The 21,102-nt window shown below is 45.3% G+C and carries 18 protein-coding genes; 9 read left to right on the top strand and 9 right to left on the bottom strand.

Features of this window, described 5'->3' with window-relative positions:
- Positions 1-71: 71 nt before the first annotated feature.
- Positions 72-881, top strand: a complete 810-nt coding sequence (locus HW988_RS16490; RefSeq protein ID WP_255490079.1) for an SPOR domain-containing protein — start codon at positions 72-74, stop codon at positions 879-881.
- 113 nt (positions 882-994) lie between these two features.
- Here the strand turns inward: HW988_RS16490 and HW988_RS16495 are convergent, their stop codons facing one another.
- Genes HW988_RS16495 through HW988_RS16505 form a run of 3 tightly spaced genes read right to left on the bottom strand, consistent with a single transcriptional unit; the run spans position 995 to position 3,854 of the window.
- Positions 995-1,834: an SAM-dependent methyltransferase gene (locus HW988_RS16495; RefSeq protein ID WP_181605253.1), complete on the bottom strand. Its 840-nt coding sequence runs from the start codon at positions 1,832-1,834 to the stop codon at positions 995-997.
- Between the two features lie 35 nt (positions 1,835-1,869).
- A complete protein-coding gene (locus tag HW988_RS16500) occupies positions 1,870-2,508 on the bottom strand; it encodes a hypothetical protein (RefSeq protein WP_181605254.1) in 639 nt (212 codons plus the stop codon).
- On the bottom strand, positions 2,505-3,854 hold the full coding sequence (locus tag HW988_RS16505; RefSeq protein ID WP_181605255.1) for a hypothetical protein: 1,350 nt from the start codon (positions 3,852-3,854) through the stop codon (positions 2,505-2,507). Before HW988_RS16505 ends, HW988_RS16500 begins: the two co-directional genes overlap by 4 nt.
- A gap of 216 nt (positions 3,855-4,070) precedes the next feature.
- Here HW988_RS16505 and HW988_RS16510 point away from each other — a divergent pair, with 216 nt between their 5' ends.
- The 3 genes from HW988_RS16510 to HW988_RS16520 all read left to right on the top strand — a co-directional run bounded on the left by HW988_RS16510 (position 4,071) and on the right by HW988_RS16520 (position 7,616).
- Complete coding sequence (locus HW988_RS16510; protein ID WP_181605256.1) at positions 4,071-6,371, top strand: ATP-dependent helicase; 2,301 nt, start codon at positions 4,071-4,073, stop codon at positions 6,369-6,371.
- A gap of 68 nt (positions 6,372-6,439) precedes the next feature.
- Positions 6,440-7,006: a hypothetical protein gene (locus HW988_RS16515; protein ID WP_181605257.1), complete on the top strand. Its 567-nt coding sequence runs from the start codon at positions 6,440-6,442 to the stop codon at positions 7,004-7,006.
- A gap of 148 nt (positions 7,007-7,154) precedes the next feature.
- Positions 7,155-7,616 (top strand): hypothetical protein, encoded by a 462-nt coding sequence (locus tag HW988_RS16520; protein WP_181605258.1) that lies wholly within the window; start codon positions 7,155-7,157, stop codon positions 7,614-7,616.
- A gap of 71 nt (positions 7,617-7,687) precedes the next feature.
- Here HW988_RS16520 and HW988_RS16525 read toward each other — a convergent pair whose 3' ends face one another.
- Complete coding sequence (locus HW988_RS16525; protein WP_181605259.1) at positions 7,688-8,878, bottom strand: KamA family radical SAM protein; 1,191 nt, start codon at positions 8,876-8,878, stop codon at positions 7,688-7,690.
- Between the two features lie 314 nt (positions 8,879-9,192).
- Here HW988_RS16525 and HW988_RS16530 point away from each other — a divergent pair, with 314 nt between their 5' ends.
- The 3 genes from HW988_RS16530 (at position 9,193) to HW988_RS16540 (ending at position 12,749) form a co-directional block, all read left to right on the top strand.
- Positions 9,193-10,695, top strand: coding sequence for a hypothetical protein (locus HW988_RS16530; protein ID WP_181605260.1), 1,503 nt, complete (start codon positions 9,193-9,195; stop codon positions 10,693-10,695).
- Between the two features lie 81 nt (positions 10,696-10,776).
- Positions 10,777-11,772 (top strand): hypothetical protein, encoded by a 996-nt coding sequence (locus HW988_RS16535; protein ID WP_181605261.1) that lies wholly within the window; start codon positions 10,777-10,779, stop codon positions 11,770-11,772.
- Positions 11,769-12,749, top strand: a complete 981-nt coding sequence (locus HW988_RS16540) for a hypothetical protein (RefSeq protein WP_181605262.1) — start codon at positions 11,769-11,771, stop codon at positions 12,747-12,749. The genes HW988_RS16535 and HW988_RS16540 overlap by 4 nt, the downstream gene beginning before the upstream one ends.
- Here the strand turns inward: HW988_RS16540 and HW988_RS16545 are convergent, their stop codons facing one another.
- The 4 genes from HW988_RS16545 to HW988_RS16560 all read right to left on the bottom strand — a co-directional run bounded on the left by HW988_RS16545 (position 12,750) and on the right by HW988_RS16560 (position 16,081).
- Positions 12,750-13,118, bottom strand: a complete 369-nt coding sequence (locus HW988_RS16545; protein ID WP_181605263.1) for a hypothetical protein — start codon at positions 13,116-13,118, stop codon at positions 12,750-12,752.
- A 9-nt stretch (positions 13,119-13,127) separates the two neighbouring features.
- Positions 13,128-13,748, bottom strand: a complete 621-nt coding sequence (locus HW988_RS16550; protein ID WP_220128764.1) for a hypothetical protein — start codon at positions 13,746-13,748, stop codon at positions 13,128-13,130.
- Between the two features lie 274 nt (positions 13,749-14,022).
- A complete protein-coding gene (locus tag HW988_RS16555) occupies positions 14,023-15,444 on the bottom strand; it encodes a hypothetical protein (protein WP_181605265.1) in 1,422 nt (473 codons plus the stop codon).
- 10 nt (positions 15,445-15,454) lie between these two features.
- A complete protein-coding gene (locus tag HW988_RS16560) occupies positions 15,455-16,081 on the bottom strand; it encodes a co-chaperone GroES (protein WP_181605266.1) in 627 nt (208 codons plus the stop codon).
- A gap of 111 nt (positions 16,082-16,192) precedes the next feature.
- On the opposite strand from HW988_RS16560, the gene HW988_RS16565 reads away from it, so the two are divergent.
- The gene (locus HW988_RS16565) at positions 16,193-18,454 is read left to right on the top strand and encodes a transglycosylase domain-containing protein (protein WP_255490080.1); all 2,262 of its coding nucleotides are present in this window, start codon (positions 16,193-16,195) and stop codon (positions 18,452-18,454) included.
- 3 nt (positions 18,455-18,457) lie between these two features.
- Here HW988_RS16565 and HW988_RS16570 read toward each other — a convergent pair whose 3' ends face one another.
- Complete coding sequence (locus HW988_RS16570; protein WP_181605267.1) at positions 18,458-19,438, bottom strand: MBL fold metallo-hydrolase; 981 nt, start codon at positions 19,436-19,438, stop codon at positions 18,458-18,460.
- A gap of 365 nt (positions 19,439-19,803) precedes the next feature.
- On the opposite strand from HW988_RS16570, the gene HW988_RS16575 reads away from it, so the two are divergent.
- Positions 19,804-21,054, top strand: coding sequence for a radical SAM/SPASM domain-containing protein (locus tag HW988_RS16575; RefSeq protein ID WP_255490081.1), 1,251 nt, complete (start codon positions 19,804-19,806; stop codon positions 21,052-21,054).
- Positions 21,055-21,102 lie beyond the last annotated feature (48 nt).

The following is a 21,102-nucleotide window of genomic DNA, read 5'->3' on the forward strand; positions in this document are numbered from 1 at the left end:
GATATAAGGCCAAAGGAAGGGCCCTAAACTTAAGCATTTACGCGGGTTTTAACACTATGAGGATTCAAAAAATGGCAGCGAAATCAGATACGGTTGTAAAACTAGTGATAGTTTTGTTCATCTCTCTTCTTTCTTTTTCGGTGGGCTTATTCGCCGGTAAAAACTTTAGTGACAACCAACACACGATTTCACAACTTGAGCCATCTAAAACAGCAACGCGTGAAGTGGCTTCTGAGCACGGTGCAACTGCAACTGAATCTAAATCCGGTGCGATGACTGACGAAGAGATCGCGAAACTTGCTGAAGAGTTCGTTGCTGACGAAAAACCAGTGGCTGCAGGTCACGGTGAAACAGCAGCTGGTCACGGCGAAGCGGCTCCCGCTGCTGGTCACGGTGAGACAGCTCCAGCACACGGTGCTCCCGCTAAAACTGAAACTGCAAAACACGGTGAAGCTCCAGCCGCTCATGGCGCTCCAGTAGCAGCCGCGGATCACGGTGCAAAAGCAGAACCTTCTTCTGTAGCAAAAGATCTGGCAGCTGGTAAAGCTCCACAAACTCGCACCGCTCCTGCTGCAAAATCAGCAACTGCTGAATCACGCATTCCTTCTTCATTGCCACAAAACGTAGCGCAATACACGGTTGGTAAATTCACAGTGCAAGTAGCTTCTTATGCTGATGAAGCGGAAGCACAAAAATTTGCTTCTGATCTGAAAACTAAAGGTTATAGCGCTTTCTACGTACCAGCGAACATCAAAGGTAAAACTTGGTTCCGTGTCAGCGTAGGTCAATTCGCAACTTCTAAAGAAGCTGCTTCTTACAGAACTGAATTGATCAGCAAAGCAAAAGTTTCTTCTGCAATCGTTCAAAAAATTACCGAGTAATCTTCCTTACTCGGTCAACTCCGACTACACCGGAGTGCACACATTCAAAACTCGCAAAAAAAACCCCATCTTTGATCAGATGGGGTTTTTTGTTTTAAAGGTGTTCTTTGAACTTATTTAGAGGACGTCGCCGTCGAAAAACGCATGGCCATCTCCTTCAAGTTAAGCTCTTCCAGAATCCAATTCAAACGATCGGCCGCACGCTGGCGAGGGCCTTCTTTCTTAGTGGCAATGATCAGTTCGTTTTTCATGGAATGTTCGAACCCGACAAGCTCCGTCACAGTGACTTGATAACCATGGGCTTCCAATCTAAGACTGCGCAAAACATTCGTCAAATGACTCCCGAATTCACGGGTGTGAATAGGGTGACGCCAAACTTCTGTAAGTGGGCTTGCAAGTTGTTTGGCTTTATTTTGACGAAGGACTTTGGCCATTTCGGCCTGACAACACGGAACTAGTACGATGTGCTTCGCTTGCTTCTTCAATGCAAAATCAATGGCGTCATCGGTCGCCGTATCGCAAGCATGCAGGGCTGTAACCAAACCGATTTTTTCCGGCAAGAGTTTAGATTCAGTGGCTTCCGCCACCAACAAAGGCAGGAAAGACATGTTCGGAAAGTCTAACTTTCCCTGTAGCTCGACGGATTTCTTAACAAGCTCGTCACGCGTTTCAATACCGTACACATGACCTTTGCTTGCTAGATTTTTAAAGAACAAATCATAGATGATAAAACCCAGGTAAGACTTGCCAGCGCCATGATCCACCAATGTCACGTCGTCGCCAGATGCTTGAAGATCTTTCAGCAACGGCTCGATGAAATTATACAGGTGATACACCTGCTTCAATTTTCGACGACTGTCTTGATTAATTTTTCCGTCACGGGTCAGAATGTGAAGTTCTTTAAGTAACTCGATCGATTGACCGTCGCGCATTTCTTCTAAGGGCTTTTTCATGCATCGCTTCTATCTGTTATTGTTCGAAAAGTACACTACCAAGCGTAATAAATTCCGGTACGAATAACGCCACCGAAAGTGGGATTCGGATCCAGCTCCTGCCCGATCAAACCGCGGCCTTCAGCGGCGGCGATGACTCCGAAATATTTTGTAAAGTCATAAGAAATATCCGCACCCGCGGCAAGACCACTTAAAAACTTCCCACCGGTGGAGTCCTTCTGACTGGTGCCAGACAAAGTCGTCGTTACGTCTTCTTTGTACGTTCCAAGACTGCCACCACCGTATACGGAAACGCGCATGGATTTTTTCTGCAGACGCCACAAATGCCAGCGTCCCCACAGCAACATTTCCTCGTGATCGCGCTTGATATTCAAAGTGGGATTGCCACTTTCTTCGGTGAACTTGGAATATTCAAACAAAACAGACCAGGCATTCGTGCGATAGGCAAAGCTTAAATTCTGAGGTTTTTGCTCGATGTAGTTATCAGCCGAGTCTTTTTCATAGCGAATGTCCATCGCCAATGGATAAAGCTGCAACTGATTCAGCTTTGGAATCAGTACAGGACGTTTCATGCGGGTCTCTTGCGGTGCCGACGCAGCCGCTGGCGTCGCTGCGGTTTGCGCAAACGCATTCATCCCAATCAAAAAAGACATCATGGCTAAAACTAATTTCATTTCTTAGCCTCTGTCAGATCATAGCGTTTTGCAGACGCCACACACGTCTTGGCTGTGTTCTCTTCAGTCGAGTTCACAACCTCTGCCAGGAATTCACATTCCTTTTGATTCAAATCCGGAATCACGCTGGCAAGTACAGACAGAAAACGTGTCGGAGGATAGTAACCTTGAGAATCTGTGTCGATAAAATCCTGACGATAGACCGGCAACGCTGCCACGATCCATTTAGCAACTTCCTTACGCATCTCTTGGTGATCCACGTTGCGTGCATCCGCCGCTGTTTCTGTGAAAAGTTTTAACAAGCGAGAATACTGCGTGCCCAGACGGTAAGATTTATCGCGCATATCATCTTCATATTGCGAGCGGTCTCTGTAGTTTACATAAGCTGCTGAAAAATCACGGAAGCGTTCCGCCTTCACCAGACTTACCACTTCATAGTCCGCGACATTCAACGTGCGAAGCCCCTTAAACGCTGGCAAAGAAGACGCAATAAAATCAGGGTCACCGGTATAAACCCAACCCCACACGTCCGCCAAACCTTCATTCAAAGCACGGTGGAAATAACGATTGTAATAACGCTTCACCAGTTTTTCGGAGATAACCACAGCGCGACCGTGACCTTTTTTAAGACCTCCATCGTCAACTCGAGGATTTACCGCCGCATCTGAAGCTTCCTCCACGATACCAGCCGCTTTCATAAAGCCATTGCGATCATGGATAGAGCCCGTGTCTGTTTGATTGTTATCACTTGGATCGTCAAAGCCCTTCATCACAAGTTTGAAAAACAACGAGTGAAAGTGCTCATGCGCCAAGATCCCGCCGTTCACAGCGATAGGAAGATTTTCTTTTGTGTACGGTACGATCAAAATAGAATCCGTCGTTCCGTCGTAAAGAGCATTATTTGTAAGACCACTGGATTCACGAACCGCCACGCCGATATCACGCGGCCAGTGATTCACTCCGCCCGCACCCACTGCTTCATCCAGTTTTGCTAGATTTTGCATATGAGAATAAATCGCCACCAACTGCTGACTTTGCTCATTGGCAGGAACGTATTTGCCTTCGGAATTTTTAATGAAGCGACCTTGAGGAGAAGGACCGTTTAAGCGATTGTCCAAAATACGCGGGCTGATAAAAAAACGAACGAAACGTCCGGAAACCTCACGCAAGTTATCCAAGCCTGAAAGCTCGATGAATTTCAGCGTGTACCCACTTTTGCTATCATTCACAGGAGAAAGAACTTCGACCGAGCCCGAAACTTGGGACGTTTCCTCTTGGCCAGAGCATGCTGTGACAGCCATAGCCAACAAAACGACGGCAGTGATTTTAGGAAGAACGCGCTTCACAAAGTCCTCTCCAGGCACTATAAAAAAGGTGCCCCGGCTGGTCTTCGACCAAATGCGTTATAGTTTTAGCGGAAGTTCACAAAAAACTCAATGATAACTTAGGGATAGACAAACTTTGTCAGTCCCACTAAAACTTCGACAGTCACCTACGCCAAGGCTACGGCGCCCAGGGCCGCCAGGTTTCTTTTAGAAATTCGCTGGAATGAGGAGCATCTTGTGGATGTATTGGAATTTGTTACGAAAAATTTGAATCCGGCACAGAAGGAAGCAGTTGAGACCCTGGAAGGGCCGATTCTGATTCTGGCGGGAGCAGGTTCCGGCAAAACCCGCGTTCTTACTCATCGCATGGCCAATATGATCGGAAACGGCGCCGCAAGCCCCGAAGAAATCCTTATGGTGACCTTTACAAATAAGGCCGCCAAAGAGATGGAACATCGTATTTACAAGCTTCTGACGGACCTTCAAGTTCCGGTTCACAGCCAGCTTTGGATTTCCACTTTCCATAGTTTCTGCGTGCGCGTTTTACGCCAACACGTGACCCTTTTGGATTATAAACCGTTCTTTGGAATCTATGACTCTTCTGATTCGCTGGCGCAAATCAAAAAAGTTATGACCGCTTTGAACATCAACGACAAAATTTATCCTGCTAAAAATTTTCAAGGCCGTATCAGCAGCGCCAAAATGTTGGGTCTGACTCCTGACCAATTTGAAAAGGGCAACAAACGCCTGATGGACCAAAAAACGGTCGAGGTGTACAAAGCCTACGAAAACGAAATGAAAAAAGCGAACAGCATGGATTTCGACGATCTTCTGATGAAGACTTACGAACTCTTCCGCATGTATCCAGACATCCTCGCTCAGTACCAGCAAAAATTCCGCTTCATCATGGTGGATGAATATCAAGATACGAATCACATCCAATATCTTTTGGTGCAAATGCTGGCGAAAGCTCACCGTAACTTGTGCGTCGTCGGTGACGAAGATCAATCGATCTATTCGTGGCGTGGAGCAGACATCAAAAACATTCTGGATTTCGAAAAAGACTTCCCAGAAGCGAAAGTTGTAAAGCTCGAAGAAAACTATCGTTCTTCAGCGAACATCGTGAACGCGGCGACAGCCGTGATCAAAAACAACTCGCAACGTAAAGACAAAACTCTTTTCACTTCCAACACGGAAGGCGACCTGATCAACGTGCGCGAAGAGCGTAACGAATACGACGAAGCGAAATTCGTCGCAAAAACAATTCAGACGATGATCAACGAGGGCGAAGGGTCTTACAATGACTACGCCGTGTTTTACCGCACCAATGCGCAGTCTCGCGTGCTTGAAGAACAACTGCGCACCTTTGGCATTCCTTACCGCTTGATCGGCGGCGTGCGTTTCTATGAACGCATGGAAATCAAAGACATCATTTGCTACCTGAAACTTTCCATCAACCCGGCGGACGATATTGCCTTCAAACGTATTATCAATGTGCCGGCGCGTGGTATCGGCAAAACGACTGTCGAGAAAATCGAAGAGCTGGCTTTCCAAAAAAATATGACTTTGATGGAAGCCGCAGAAAAAGCTGTGAATGAACGCCTGTTCAACGCCGGCACTTCTGGAAAAGTTCGCAGATTCCTGGATTTGATGACAGAACTTACAGCGAATGCAAATGCGTTTAAGCTGACTGATTTCTATCACATCGTATTGGACCGCTCTGAATACTTGATGGCCTTGAAAAAAGACGAGTCTCCAGAAGCACAAGCCCGTATCGAAAACTTAGAAGAACTCGACAATGCTATCGCTCAATTCGCGAAAGAACGTGGCGAGGAATCCACTTTGACCAGCTTCCTGGAAGAAATGGCTTTGGTAAATGACGTTGATTCCCTGGATCAGGAACAAAACTCTGTGACCATGATGACACTTCATATCTCCAAAGGTTTGGAGTTCCCTTATGTGTTCGTGGTGGGCTTAGAGGAAAACCTTTTCCCCAGCTCGCGCAGTGCTGAATCAGAATCCGAAGAGGATGTTGAAGAAGAGCGCCGCCTGGCCTATGTCGGTATGACTCGCGCCCGTCAAAAATTGTGGCTGACTTATGCAAAGATGCGCCGTGTATGGGGGCAGGAGCAATTCAATCCGCCATCACGCTTCATCAAAGAAATTCCGACGCAGTTTGTGAATTTCAAATCCGCGGCGGCCGATGCCCCTCGTTTTGTATCCAGATATGGCACAAGTGGTAGTAATTCTGACGAATACTTCCCAAGTGCGTGGTCTTCCTCGGGTTCAAGTGATCGCAACAAACCTCGCTCTGGTGGCGATGACTTTGATACCCAAGACTTCCCGGATTACGATGACATGGGTTCATCCAGCAAGAGTTCTTACTCTAAAGGTATGCGCGTCCGCCATCCAACATTTGGAGTCGGCACGGTGTACTCCACAGAAGGTGCTGGGGATAATTTGAAGGTCAGCGTTATGTTCACAGACAATACCGTGAAAAAGTTTGTCGTTAAATACGCGCGTCTTGAAAGAGTTTAATAGAAATCCGGTTGACTCCTTTTTGATAAACAACAATCATTTTGTTGAACATTTAAAGGAGTCTCATCATGAAAAAACTTTTTGTAGCAGCAGCATTGATCGCTTCCGCATTTTGCTCTGTAGCATCTGCGAAAGATTACTCATCAACTTCATTTACTTCTTACAGCTCTCAACCGTTGAACGAAGTTACAACTAATCTTACAACAGGTTACTTCTTCTCTGGCGAAAGATGTAAAGATTGCGACAGCGGCAGCGACCTGACTGTTAACGTCTCTTACCTTCGTTATTTGACTGACGGCTGGCAAGTGGGCGGCGAAGGTGGTCTTCAACTTCTTTCTAAACAATTCTCTGGAACTGGCAGCAGCGAAACATTGATCACTCTAGTTGGTATCGGTGCATACAACTTCCAATCTGATATCAAAACTTCTATGTACGCTAAAGCAGGTGTGGGCTTGTACCCTGTTCTTGATGGAACTAGCTACAAATCACAACTTGGTTTCTTTATCGGTGGTGGTAAACGCTTCCAAATCTTTAACAGCATCACGTACACTCCAGAAGTTCGCCTTGAAAAACACGGTGACTTGGATATGGGAATCAGCATCGCATTCCTAAACTTCTCTCTTTTCTGGAACTAATTATTTCTAAAAGATTGAATACGAAAGGCTCTGGGCAACCAGGGCCTTTTTTATTTTACGGGTCTGGTTTTCTTTAACTCCTAGCCTGGAGTCCTACCCGGGGTCAGGAAGCTTTTGATTTTGTCTTTCAAGTTGCTACGCTTTTAGTATGACAACATTCAAGTATTTCATCGTGGCTCTAAGTCTTCTTGTATCTTCTTTCTCTTTTGCAGCCGCTCGCCCCGGTTTTAAACTTATCGGTCCCAAAGCAGTCACCGAAGACAACGTAAAATTCCGCTGGATGAGTAACGATGGTGAAATCATTTTGAACTGCTCGCACGTCTATGATCGCCCCGATGCTTGGGATTGGGATGTTTGGTGTGGCAAGGGAACTAAAATGCTTCGCGAATTCCGCGTGCATTTCTTGGTTCAAGAATACAATCACCCAAAACTAGAAAAAAAAGCATTTCAAGTTTTGTACTGGGTGACAGATCGCAATTCAGAACCGCGCAAGTTTGATTCCATGTCGCAATGGCTGCAATTCAACGGCAAACCTGATGTCGAGTATTTCAGCTTCTCAGTCGGCGTAGAAAACGACTACGGTATTCTGGAACTGGATTACCGCCCGTAAGAATACTTTCATCCAAACGTTGTGCGTTGCGGAACCGCAGCGGTTCCGCATGATGTCACCAAAATAACATTTTAATAATTTTTAGATTTTGCCGACTTTAGCTGATTCCACTCTTGTTCGTAGTGATGCAGCTCGGGCTTTTTGATTTTATCTGGTGCAGGGCTGATATACTGAGCTTGCACTCCATCCCACCCTGTATAGGTGCGAACATTGCCCTCGCGAGATGTTTCAAAATTGGGAACCAAATAAGTTTTTCCACCGCCATCTGGAATATCCACAGACAGATTCGGCATCGCAAGGCCTGACAAGTGCCCCCACAACTCTTTTTGAATTTCCAAAGAATCTTCAATCGAAGTGCGCAAGTGATCCGTTCCTTGCGAAGGGTCGCACTGAAACATGTAGTACGGTTTTACTCGCAAGAACAACAAACGACGATTCAAAGCTTGCACCAAGGCTGGATGATTGTTTACGCCGTTAAGCAACACCATCTGATTCATCACCGGTACCCCGTTATCCACCAGCTTTTCCAGACCAGCAGCTGCTTCCGCGGTTAATTCATTGGGATGATTAAAGTGCGACATCAAAAACACTGGCTTGTGCTTTTTCAAAATTTTTACCAGATCGTCAGTGATACGCATCGGGCAGACCACTGGCATACGGGATCCGATACGGATGATTTCAACATGCTCAATCGCACGCAAGTCACCCAACACTCGATCCAGCTGGCCATCACTCACCGTCAACGGATCGCCGCCCGATAAGATGACTTCGCGAATACCTGGATGAGTTTTTATATAGCTGATCGCTTTTTCGTATTCTTCGTTACGAATAAAAGCCTGTTCCTGACCGGTAAAATGCTTACGCGTGCAGAAGCGACAATAAACGCTACAAATATCCGTGATCAAAAACAGCACGCGATCTGAATAGCGATGAATCACGCGCGGAGCCGGATTGTTTTTCCGCTCCCCCAAAGGATCCAGCATCTGCTGCAAACCTTCTTCGATTTCAAACTTTTGTGGCATCAAAATCTGGCGAATAGATTCGCCTTCGCCACCGGCCAAGCTCGCATAATATGGCGTTGTACGGATATTAAAGAGCTCGCTGCCTTCACTGAAAGCGGCACGCTCGTTTTCAGACAGATCAAAGGCCTTTTCAAAATCAGCTTTAGTCTTAAGTGAATGACGAAGCTGCCACGTCCAATTGTTCCAATCAGAGTCGGCGATATCAGCAGGTTTACGGGAATAAGGGAAATGCAGCTTCATTGAGAGGGTGTTATCGATGAATTTACGTCTATGCGCAAGCGGAAGCGCCACAAAGTGGCATTTTGGCGGCATTTCCTTACCAGGCCCCTCTGTGGAGGTAACCTATTGATTTTTAGGGACTATTTCCAATTCTCATAGTGGCACTCCAGAAGTTCGACATGTGAGTTTTTATAGGACACCGATCTCAACATGAGAATAAGCAAGATATTCGCGGGGTTATCCGTGCCAGTTCAGGGACCCTAAGTTGGCGCGCACTTCGCTTTACCTTCTAGTAGGAAAAAGGGTCTGGAAGACCCGTTAACTAGGAGGACTTTATGAAATTCAACGATACACAAAAGAAATGGGCCATGACCGGTGTTCTATTAGCCGTGCTTGGATTTAATATCTCACCACCAAAATCTGTGAGAGGTTTTTCATTAACAGAGATGGCATCCACTGAAGACGTGAAGATCGACGAGATCACTCGCGAAGACGGTGTTTATGAAGCTAAATACTCTAAATTCAATGATAACCAAACACTCGTTGAATATCGTAAAATCCTGACCGAATCAGGCGCCGAAGTAAATTGCGATATTTGTATGGAAAAAATGGTTCTTGATAAGCCATTCGCAACTCGCGTTGATGTCCTTAATATGAATCTGATGAAAGCGCTTTCAGCAGTAGAACCAAAAGTAGCAGCGGCAACCGCATCACGCGGCGAAGCTCGCAGACGTTCTGCTAGAGGCGTTAAAGAAGAACAAGCTGTAAAAGAAACGAAGAGAGCACCTAAGGAAGAAGAAGAGGAAATGGATACTGAAGAAGAATCTTCAGCATTCTCTTCATCACTAGCTTCTCTTGCGGAAACTTGTAAAGCTAAGAAAAAAGGCATGAAGCAACTAGAGTGCCTATCTAACGGTCTTTCTAGACTCATGGAAAAGACTGACTCTGAAGAAATCGAAGATGCAGCAGTTAAATCGTTCATCCAACGTAAAGTTCTTCCACTTCAGGCAGACTTGGTTTTGAAAAACAGAAAAGCTCAGTACGAATACGCTCTTAACGGCGGAGAAGAACCACCTGAGACGACTTTGTCGATCCTTAAACCAATGGAAGACATCATCGCAAGCATCCCGGAAGACCATGCAGCACTTCAATCCGCATTGGTTAAATCCACAGCTGCGGTAAAGGCATCTGAATTGAAGTTTATCTCCAACTTGAACGCTCGCGCACAAAACAGTGAAGGTATCGAGAAAACAGAGTTGTTGAATGAATCCAACTGGAGAATGAACTCTTCAAGAACTATCGATAACGATTTGCAAAGAATGATTTCTCAAGCGCTTTATGTGTCTGACGGAATGTCTCAAGCAAATAAATTGTCTTCAGCTCTTCAAGGGCAGTTGAACCAAGTTTGGGTAGACTACAGCAACGGCCGCTTGGGCACCTCTGAAACTTTCCAAATTGGTGATGGAGTATACACTCGCGTAGGTACAGTAAATAATCGCGGTGGTATAACTCCAACACAAATCAACACAACAGGTGTGATTGTACCGAATACGCAGTTCACTCAAACGAATTTGATGCCGATCCAAGTTCCAACGAACAATGGAGTAGCAGCGGTTCCGTCGCAACAACAAATGTTCGCTCAGCCGCAACAACAAGTTCAGTTTGTGAACCAACAACCACAACAACAGTTTGTAGGTCAGCCACAGCAGTTCGTTCCACAACAACAGTTCACTGCTCCGCAAACTCAAGCAGGTGTTGTGAATATGGGAACTTTCAGAACAGGTGGCGTACCAGCAACAGTGGGTAACGGTATCCAGGTAGTTCCTCGCGGCCAATAGTCGGAACGAAACTACAATAGCAGAATCCTCCAACGGGTCCATGACGGGCCCGTTTCCTACTAAGAGAAGAAAGGAGATCACATGAAAAAATACATCATTGCTACAACGGTAATGCTTTCTTTTTTGATAGGATGCTCCTTTTCAAAAGATAACAATAAAGGGAAAACCCAACAAATTACCGAACAGTCACCAGAAGATATTTTCAGCATTGTAAAACACGGAAGTGTTGAGGACTTGATTGAAGAACTGAAGAAATATAATCCATATCAGCTAACATATGCATCCAAAGATGGACGCTCATTACTGCAAGTATCAGTCGATCGTGGAAGTACGGAGGTCGCTAGCATTTTGCTAAATGCTGGTGCTTCTCCATATTACCCTGACTCCAATGGAAAAAGCTTTTATAGTTCCTTCGAAGATTCAAATGTAATCAGCACTTCCATTGAAGCACACATTGCCAAAGGTTCGACATCTTACCTCGCAAAAGAATTTTCCTATTCGCGTCCTGACAAAATTCAATACTTTATCAGACAAGTTAATCAGCATCTTCTGCCTTGTGATCAAACGTTAGCACAACTTTTGAACAGCAATGATGGCCCCGCTAACGTATCTCTATTCTTAAGTGAAGTGAAGAACTGTGAACAAACGATAATTAGGAAAAACGTAAAATACATCTTTGAATCAGCCACAAAGAATTTCTTAGTTAAAAACAACATCTCCGGGCCAGATTATCTAAAAATTCTGAACACCATACCTGAATCGTTCAAATATGATTTAATCTATGTCAAAACCATCTCCAAATCCCCTTCCTGGGAAATTGGTGTCCATCCAGAAGTTGTATTGAATACGTTGAGAAAATACTATCCCGACAAAATTGCGCTCATTTTATCGGAACTACAAAAGAAAAGACTACATAACGAACCTGCATTTGCTCTGGTTTCAAGCAAGGAAAAGTATACTCCCATGGGAAACTTAAATGAATACTTTCATTCACCAAGGCAATATTCTTTGATCGAGGAACCTATAATTCAGATAATTAATCCCACTTTATTAGAAGATGACGGGGATAACCTATGAAATATTTCCTCTTTTTTATATTGGTCATCGCCGGTTGTTCATTCAAAAAGAATGCAAATTCAGATGGAAAAACTGCCTCCGAAATGAATCGAGTATTGAGCATAGAAGCCATCCGTAAAATACAAGAAGATCCGGCTGAAGCTGCCATTAAGTATCTGGAATCGATTCCATCGGAATCAATTTTAAATACTTCGCTCGAAAGTGAGATTGTTAGCAGCGCACTAATTCGTGGTGAACCTAAACTTATCTCATATGTCACAAAAAGATTCTCTATATATATCGACGCAGGAAAGCATCGTAACTACCTGCTCGATCCAGCATTTGCCTCAAATACTTTCGACATGGTAACCACAATTAATGCACAACTGCTTGATGATTTGCAAAAAGTAGAACAGAAAAATATCAGTGCATTCCTTAAGAAGAATAGAATTCCGTGTATTGCATTATTTGACCTTACTCAAGAGGTTCGCCTCAGAATGGCGGCAATAAACATAAATCCAAACTTCGATAATCTTAACTACTACTTCCAGAATTCTGAAGAATGTAATCTTGCAAACTCAAAGTATAAATCGGAATGGATGGATAAAGGTGTAGCAGCCCAGTTTTCATCTAACATTTACCCGAAAAAAAGTTTTCTTTTTCTAGCGAGCTTGTTTAATAACCATGAATACAAATCTGATCTTGGAAAATTCATTCCAAAATCTGCCTTTAGTGAAATTGATTTAATTGGCTACATCAATCGAAAATATGGTTCTGAACTACCGGAAGCTGACCACTGCCTAGAAGAAATAACAAGAATCTCCGACAATTACTATAGCCAAGTAAATCACGATCTATCAAATATTGAAGACGACAAGCAAAAAGAGCAGTTCATGAGTAACATTGACTCTCAATTAATGACTTACAGACAGCTTTCTCGAACAGCTATTCAAAGAATAGACTTAGCTTTGACAACTCCAAGTCGATTTTTTCCTTGATTAACGAAGATAAATTTGAATTTGTGCAGGCATATTGCGATCAAGATTGATCACGTTCATGCGGATGTCGCGTACGGAATCTGCCAGGAAGTTTGCGCTGGCGTCGCGAGGGCCGCGGTAATCACCTTGAATTGTGAATGCGGAAACTTGACCTTTGTTTTTAAGCCAGATCATGGGATTTTGAATTCGTACGCTGCCACGATTTACTCGAACCAGGATTTGCGAATAAACTTCCTTGGAATTCACTGGATAGATTTTCATTTGCGGTGCATTCGGAAAAATATTTTCAGTCGCTACCAGCTTCCAGGAACCAGCAAAAGCAGAAGCTGACATAATCAATGTCACAAACATCGCGAAGAACTTTTTCATACGAACTCCTTACAAGACTTGAAATGCAAACGAGTGAACTCGAACTTCGGCATCTTCAGAATAAAGCCCCAAAGCTCCCGCCTGATCATACAACGCATCAGGCATCTGGCTACCGTGGTAGTCCATAATCTGAATTCCGTCACGAAAAACACGGAAACGTTGGCCCTGCTTGGCAAAATAGTAAGTCACTCGCGCCCCGACGTCCTGCTTTGATTGCTCGGATGTCATTAAAAACTTCTGACCCTTGTCTTCAAAGAATCGCCCCAGCTCTACTCCTGAATTAGGCTTTTGAATAAAGTAGTTTGCAGTTTTAATCAGATGCGGATCTTTACGGTAGTTGCTGACGAACCAAAAGACTTCCCAATCGTTGGGAGTGGACGAGCGCAGTTGGCGAATGGTTGTGACTTCCATTTTCACAACATAGTTATTCACTGGTGACGTCAGAGTGTTCTTTAGCAGCAAAAGGCTTGCAAAAGTTTGCAGTGAGGTCTTTGCCGTTTGCGGATAAAAAACCAAATCACCCGTTCCTTCGACATTGAATTTTACTTCTCCGCCACCATCAAACGCCACCGTCCAATATTTTGCAGTCAAAGGCACATTGATCAGACGATTGTACTTAGGAAGATCCATAGGCCGTGGAGCTTTCTGCGCACAGGCACTCAGAATTAACAAGAAAAAGAGGCAGAGGACGGCTTTCATCGCACCATCATAGGACGTTCCCGCAGGATTTTTAATAAATAAAATCCCAGGAAGGGATTTTTTCGCGGCAGCCCCGCCAGGGGCCGAGGGCAGGAGCCCGAGGCAAAAAAAATCCCCGGGGGTTTCCCCCCGGGGCCTGCTCACCACCAAACAAGATGTAAAATTATGTCATCAAGCTGTCGTACAAGTTGCAATCAAGTTGTTATCAAAAGCTGATGGCGGCTTTAGAAACGAATCCAAATGTAAAGTCATTACCCTTATTCCCACCGGCGCCTGTACCGTTCTTCCAAGCTTCTCCAGGGAAAAGTAGACCAAGCTGATTCACCCATTGAACACGTTCAATTGGTTTGTAAACTAGCTCGATATCCCATTCTAGGCCTAAATCTTTTTTAGCATCAACAGAATTTTGAAGCGTGTTCATCAATTGTGCATAAACCACGGTGTTGCGAAGATTGAAACGCTCGTTGATTGTGTAATTCACTGAAGGAGCCAAGTAGAAAGCGTTTCCAACACTTTCATCGTCCGCTGAGTTACCAACACCCAAAGTTGCACCAGAACTTGCAGAAGCAACTGGTTTCACCACGTTCGTGTTAAAGAAATCAGCACCACCCAAACGGTGATTGAACATCAACATCGCAACGTCATAGTTTTTATTAAATGCAAATCCAGAGAAATTAGTTGCCGCTGTATCGCCCGTCGCCATACCCGTTTTGAAAGACCAGTCCCATTTAGATTCTTTTGCCGGGAAATAGAATTCCGCAGCCAATCCGTAACCATCCAATGCTACGTTTTCAGAACCGTTTTTGATCCCTGTTTCACCAGATTGGAAAGCACCTTCGATTTTGTAACCGAAAGAATCCCAAGCGCGACCCAAGATGAAGCTAGTTGTGTTGATGCTCATGTCACCACCCACAGTACCCGTACCACCACCTGTGTACGCAGCTAACTGGTCAGCCGTGTAGTTCAAAGTCGTGCGTGCACCTTTTTTCTGTTCAACGTAAACGCCGATCACAGATTTTGCCTCAATGTTTTCGTATTGAAGTTGAGCACCCCAGAAAGTTTGGTTGTTACCTTGACCGAAGTCATTGGCAACAATACGACCCAACATCGGCATCAAGAACCAGTCGCCCACGATGATTTTGTAAGCGGCCATGTCGCGAGTGTTATACCAGTGATCAAACTGACCTTTACCCGCAGAGTACATCATGCCCATACCGAAATCGAATGGCACACGACCCACCATCAAGGAACCGAACTCTTGGTTCACGTTCAAGTACAACTGACTTGCAGTCACCGATGCAGGACCTTGATTGCCTGAAGTCGTTTGATTGTCAGAAGTGTTCATTCCCCAGATAGTTCCCAATTGAGAACCTGGATAGATACTGCTGTTGAAGATATCCACGCGAGAAATGATGTTTACACCATCGGCCGCGATGATTTTTGGAGTTAGATACAGGTAATTCAAACCGTAAGCTTTGCGCTCTGTTGGAGTTGTCAAAGACGGCTTATCCACCTCTGTCCATTCCGCACGGTATCCACCTGACCAGTCCAAAGACATTGCGTGAGCCGCTGTTGACGACAAAGCAATGGAAAGACCCAATACTTTTAGAAAATGTGCTTTCAACATTTGTATTCCTTTACTTTTCTACCACGCCCATCACTTCAGTTTCGCGAAGGATGACGAGGTCTTCATTTTTTAATTTAATTTTTGAACCGGAGTATTGCGAGAACACAACTTTGTCCCCGACTTTCAGTTCCATTGGCGTCAAGTGACCTTTTTTATTCACATGACCACGCCCCACAGAAACCACTGTTCCATGCAGATTGCCGGAAACATCAGCTACCGTGTCTGGAATATAAAGCAAACCGCTCGCCGACATACGATCAGAACCAGAAGTTTGCACAATCAAACGATCATCCAGTGGAGTGACAAAATCACTGAGGTCCACCAACTTTTTCGCTGCTGGCTTTACCAAATGAGCCATCGCTGGCGCTTTAGTTTTTACGGCTGGAGATTTCTTTGCCGGTGCTTTAGCTACTTTTTTAGGTGCAGCTTTCTTAGGTGCTGCCTTTTTCGCAGCCGTTTTTTTAACAGCCTTCGGAGCTGCTTTCGCTGCGGCTTTTTTTACTGGAGCTTTTTTTGCGACTTTACCCGCAGACTTTTTTGCTGGCGATTTTTTAGAAACTTGTTTTGCGACTTTTTTAACGACCTTTTTTGCGGTCTTTTTTACGGCTTTCTTAGCAGAAGATTTCTTCTTAGCCACAACTTATCCCTTTCACGAAAAAACACTTCAACTGTGTCTATATTTCGTACTACTCTTATGTGCATGTTGCGACCAAGATTAAAGACCATTTTAATTCGTTTTACAATCCTCGTGACGCTTGCAATCATCGTGGGCCTTGGGATTGGTGTCTATTCCTATTTCTCTCTCGAAAAAGAGATGTCACAGAAGCTCGAGTCCAAGCGCTTCATTGTACCTACGGAGTACTATGCGGGGCCGCGAGTTTTCAATGTGCGCAACAGCGCCGACGCCAACACCGTAGAAGGCCTCTTTAAGAATCAAAATTTCCGTCGTCGCGACTATGATCAGCGTTTGTTGCAGGGCGATTACTTTCTGGCCGACAAAGAGCAGTGCAGCGCTCGACTCCAACTACCGTTGGATGAGAATCAAGTCGCTTGCTTTGCCTGGGTGAACAAAGATGTCGCAACCGACAAAGTTGATTCCAGCATGCAGGTTTTGGTTTTCCAAAATGATGGCACTATCTCGAAAATATTACTGGGAGCGCCTTTCCAGGAATCACAAACGGCTTACGGCGAAGCGCCACTTTTGGCACAGTACATCGGTAACGAACCTTTAATGCAAAAAACCGTGACATTGGGTGAAGTACCTCCAACCTGTTCAAACGCGATCATGGCAATCGAAGATGCACAGTTTCTGGAACACGGCGGAGTCAGCATCAAAGGCATCATGCGGGCCGTGGTCAAGAATATTACGACCGGTCGTAAAGAAGGTGGTAGCACCATCACGCAACAGCTGGTGAAAAACTATTTCCTGACCAGCGAAAGAACTTTCAAAAGAAAATACAATGAATTCATCATGTCGATCTTGTTAGAGTCGCGCTTTAACAAAGACGAAATTCTAGAGACTTACCTGAATGTCATCTACATGGGACAAAATGGTTCGTTCCAGGTGCGTGGCTACGGAGCAGCGGCACGTTACTACTTTAATAAAGAAGTTTCCGATTTAGATCTGTCAGAGTGTTCTTTGTTAGCTGCCATTGTGAATAGCCCGGGCCTTTACAATCCGTTCAAAAAACCCGCGAACGCAGAACGCCGGCGCCACCTGGTTTTGGATAAAATGAAGGGTTTAGATTATATTACTGAAGCACAAATGACGGCTGCGGATCACATGCCTTTGCCAAGCGCTCCGATCACACTGGCGACAGAAACAGCTCCGTACTATCTGGATGCCGTTCGCAAACAATTGGACTCGTTAAAAATTCCAGTGGAAGGACTGCGCATCTACACCGCTTTGGATCTGGAAGCCCAACAAGCGGCGCAAGAATCTTTGCGCAATCATCTGGATGGACTTGAAAAGACCAATAAACACATCAAAAGCCTGAAAGAAAAAGGCAACAGCCTGGAAGGCATTGTCTTGGTCGGTGACAATCGTTCTGGCTTGGTAAATGTGGTGGTTGGCGGTCGCAATTATCGCATGACTCAGTTCAACCGCGCGATCGATGGACATCGTCAAGTGGGCTCGACCATGAAGCCCTTCGTTTATTTGACGGCGTTGATGAATGAGACCCCCGAGGGGAAACCTTACTCTCCGATCACGCTGCTAAATGATGAAAAGCAGCAGATTAAGTACGAAGGACAAACATGGGCCCCGGAAAATTATGGCAAAAAATATTACGGCCAAGTTCCGATGTTCTATGCTTTGAAAAACTCCATGAATGCGGCAACCGCCAATCTTGGCATGCAAGTCGGTATCGGTAACATCGTCGATATCGCTCACAAATTCGGGATCGACTCGGAATTAAAAGCCTTCCCATCTCTGACTTTGGGTGCATTTGAAATGTATCCCCGCGAAGTTTTACAAAGCTATATGACTATCGCGAACATGGGACTTCGTCGCGATATTTCCTTTGTTCGCAAAGCCGTGAATGCCGAAGGTAACGAAGTTTACACTTTCGATGCGCACGAAAGACAAGTGGAAGACCCTGCCACGGTCGCAAGCCTGATCAGCATGATGAAACAAGTGATCGTATCGGGTTCGGCGCGGGCGATTCCTTTGAATGGATTTACAAATCCTGCCGCAGGAAAAACCGGCACCACAAATGACAATAAGGATGCCTGGTTCAGCGGTTTCACACCTTATCTGACAACGATTGTGTGGGTTGGATATGACAACAACCTTCAACACAAATTGACGGGTTCAAGTGGTGGCGTTCCAGTATGGACTGACTTTATGAAGAAAATTGGAAGTCGCTATCCGGCAGATGATTTCGCTTGGCCAGAAGGCACCGTGAAAGTGACTTTGGATGAAGAAACACTAAAAGCCTTGAACGCTGTTCAAGCTCCCTTCGATCCGACTTCAGTTGAATTGATCTTCAGAAAAGGTACCGAGCCATAACTCCTAAAGAACGACTTCCAGTCCTTCGTGGGCGAAATCCCAAGAGACATTCGGAAGAGTCTCGTTGTTCGCAGCTGAGGCACGAGCCACCGCTTCATAGTATTCCCGAGTTTGACGACGCAATTCCAAAACATGATCCGTGCGAGCGCCCGGGTCATGATGCGCAAATAGAACTCGCTTGATGCCTTCACGGAATGCGATTTCTAATCCCACTTGCGCGGCACTGTGCCCCCAGTTGGCCTTTTCCGCCAACTCCGGCAACGTGTACTGCGCATCGAAATACATCAAATCGATATTCTGATACAGAGGCAAATCCGCACCCAACTCTTCTTGAGTCACCCGCGTGCCTTCTGTATCCACACAATGTGCATAGGATTTACCATTCGCTTGAACTTTGAAACCCCAACAAGGATCTGGATGGTCGAGCTGATAAGGTGTCACCTTGAATTCGCCGACTTGAATCATTTTGCGCGGCTCTAAAACATGGAAATGAATTTTCGCCTGCAAGGCTTCAAACGGCACCGGGAAGTAAGGTTTTTTAAACAAACCACGAATCAAAGATTCCAGCTCCGGCTGCACAGCATAGTAGTGAATTTCTTCGCCAGGAATAAAATGCGGAACAAAGAACGGCAAACCGATCACATGATCCCAGTGAAAATGAGTCATGAAGATATGATAAGGACCTTTTTTGCGAGTCGCTGTGCCTTTAAGAATTCTTTCGCTGATCGAACGAATGCCGCTGCCACCATCAATGATAATTTGATCATTGCCATAGTTCAGCTCCACACAAGTTGTTGCGGATCCGTAACCACCAACAACAGGCTCTTCCATTCCCCGAATGTACATGGAGACCTGATCGGCACTGCGATGACCAGCAGTGAAAAAGTTCTGAAGAACTCCCTCAATGTGTTGTGCCCAAACTGATGGTGGTGGAGACGATGGCAAAGAGCCACGAACGCCCCAAAATTTTATGGAGAATGACATACCTTCTAAGGATGCCTCAGAATAAACACGAAACAAATTAATATTTTGTCCCGGGACCGACCTAGGTAGGTGACCCTCACTAAATTGGAATAAATTCGGGTAAATACAGAAGTTCGACTTAGATATCGCAACCATTCTAACGGTGTCATCGCGCCCTCTCGAGTAAGGATTACTCGAATGGCGGTTCCTTTTGCACCCACCTATAATACGTCGCAGCCAAAAGTGGTAACGTAAGTAGCTGAAATTACTTAAATAATTTTATATATCTGGGGCTTTGAATTGGTACGCCTATTGCTTACTTCTGCAGTATGGAAATTCGGAGACAAAATGACATCATTGCTTTTCGTGCGCCTGGGGAAACCCCAGTGGCTTTTCATGCGCGAAATCTAGAGGTCGCCGACATCTCCGAAGAACTTTGGGGCGAGATGACCCAAGCGTCCAACGACTCCCTTCAGTCCGTGTTGACTGACTGGAACAACGAAATCAACCCCCAAACAACAACGACAGTTCCCGGTAAAGAAATTCGCGCGCTGACCATCAACGTTACGCAAATTTGCAATTTGAAATGCACATACTGCGCAGCTGGTGGCGATGGGACCTACGGTGCTGCTCAAACTAAAATCTCGGTTGAAAAAACCCTACCGCAGCTAAAATATTTCCTGGAGAAGGTTTCTGATTCAGGAACATTCCGCATCGGCTTCATCGGTGGCGAACCCCTGCTTTATCCAGATGGTATTCGTGCCATCGCAAATTATGTGAAATTGATGACGGCAGGAAAAAATATTCGCGCGCAGTTTTCTATTGTGACGAATGGAACTTTGCTGACGGATGCAAACATCGCTTTGCTTGAAGAAATCAAATGCAATATCTCCGTAAGCATTGATGGCCAAGCTAAGTACAACGATGCGGCTCGCCCTATGAAAAACGGTCAAGGCAGCACCGCTGTTGTCGTTGAAGGCCTTAAAAAACTTTTTGCTCGTAAAGAAAATTTCGGTTCCATCACTTTGCATGGTGTTTTCACAGCTGAAAACATGCACGTGGCGGAGGCTTATGAGTTTTATCGCCAATTCCCAGCGGATGCGTACGAATTCACTTACAGCGTTTCTGATTTGAATCAGGAAGCCAGTGATACTTTCACGCGCGAGATGCGCTTGATCGCGGCCATGGCTTACTCCCAAGGTGGCGAGACTGCACTTCGTAAGATCAGCTTTTTTAATCGCATTTTCTCGGCGTTGGATGAACAACGTCGTACGGAAAACTTCTGTGGCGCCGGGAAATCCTTCCTGGTCGTTGATGCCCGTAACAACCTCTTTACCTGCCCTTGGGACGTTGGCAACAACGCCATGAAAGTGGGTCAAGGCACAGAGGTTTCCGAGGCCGCATTAGAAGAGTACTCAAGCCCCCTGATTGAACAAAACAACTGCCAAAGCTGCTGGGCCAGATTCCTTTGCGGCGGTGGCTGTATGTATGTTCACAAGGAAGCTACGGGTTCAAAACATCAAAAAAACGGTCAATTCTGCGAAAGAACGCGCAGCTTGGTCGGAACAGCAATTTTATACTTTAAAAAAAGTCGTCAGACTGATATTCAAGAGGACAGTGACTATGGAAAACACTAAAAAAACTACGACCCACATCAAGAAAGTAAAGCCTCGTGGCAACGTGCT

Origin of the sequence: Bdellovibrio sp. KM01 (genome assembly GCF_013752535.1) — a bacterium.
GTDB lineage: Bacteria > Bdellovibrionota > Bdellovibrionia > Bdellovibrionales > Bdellovibrionaceae > Bdellovibrio.